Annotated in this window: 1 pseudogene; it reads right to left on the reverse strand. The window is 60.6% G+C overall.

The window, feature by feature from the left end:
• Positions 1-90: 90 nt before the first annotated feature.
• Positions 91-934, reverse strand: a pseudogene (locus ABIB27_RS19335) (IS5 family transposase).
• Positions 935-1124: the final 190 nt, after the last annotated feature.

A 1124-nucleotide genomic window follows, 5' to 3' on the forward strand; every position in this document is an offset into this window, starting at 1 on the left:
GTCTCGGCAAGCTCATCCGGTTTCATGCCTCGAAAATTAACAGGATCGGTCAGGGATTAAAAGCCGCCACGCCGACCTAACTAAGTACTACTAGGGTGTGTCTCCTAATGCGGTGCTCCAGATGACGACGGCGTGCAGAACGGCTGCTGAGCGGTAGGTGAGAGCCAGTTTGTCGTAGCGGGTGGCCAGGGATCGCCATTGCTTGAGGGTATTGAAGCTGCGCTCGACGACGTTGCGCCGTTTGTAGGCTTCCTTGTCGTAGGTGACAGGGCGTCCGCCGGAGGAGCCCTTGCGTTTCCGGTTGGCTTTCTGGTCGTCCTTTTCTGGGATGACGCATTCAATGCCGCGCCCGCGCAGGTATGTCCGGATTGCTTTGGATGAGTAGGCTTTGTCAGCCATGGCCCGGTCCGGGCGGCTGCGGGGCCGTCCGGGACCTTCCCGTTCGACTTTGAGGGCATCCATGAGGTTTTCAAACATGGGCGAGTCCCCGCCCTGACCGGGCCCCAGGAGCAGGACCAAGGGGCGCATGTTGCCGTCTACCAGGGCATGGATCTTGGTTGTCAGGCCGCCGCGGGAGCGTCCGATGGCATGATCGTCAGGCTCATCAAGCAGATTCCTGTAATTCGAGAGGTCCCCCTGTGTGGCGGGGAAGGTTCGTGCCGTGCTGGTGGGCGCGGTTGACCGTGGAGTCCACCGACACTTCCCAGTTGATCAGCCCTTGCGCGTCGGCGCGGGTCAACAATGCAGCCAGTACCTTGTCCCAGGTCCCGCTGGCGCTGTTGCGGCGGTGGTGCTTCCATACGGTCTTCCACGACCCGAAATGCGACGGGAGATCACGCCACGGAATACCTGCCCGGTAGCGGTAAATGATGCCCTCGGTCATCAACCGGTGGTCATCGAAAGGCCGTCCCGGTTTGCCGGACGAATCAGGCATCAACGGGGCAACGAACTCCCACTGGGCATCAGACAACAAGGCGTATCGCGAACTCACCCCTAAATCTTGCCAAATAGCCTACCCAGCCATTAGGAGACACGCCCTGATATGTAGGCGCGAATGTCAATAGTGCATGGGGAAGCGGGTCCCGGTCTGGTTGGCCCCGGGCCCGCTTCCTTTGGTGAGGGGT

It is taken from the genome of Arthrobacter sp. UYEF21 (genome assembly GCF_040546085.1).
Lineage (GTDB): Bacteria > Actinomycetota > Actinomycetes > Actinomycetales > Micrococcaceae > Arthrobacter.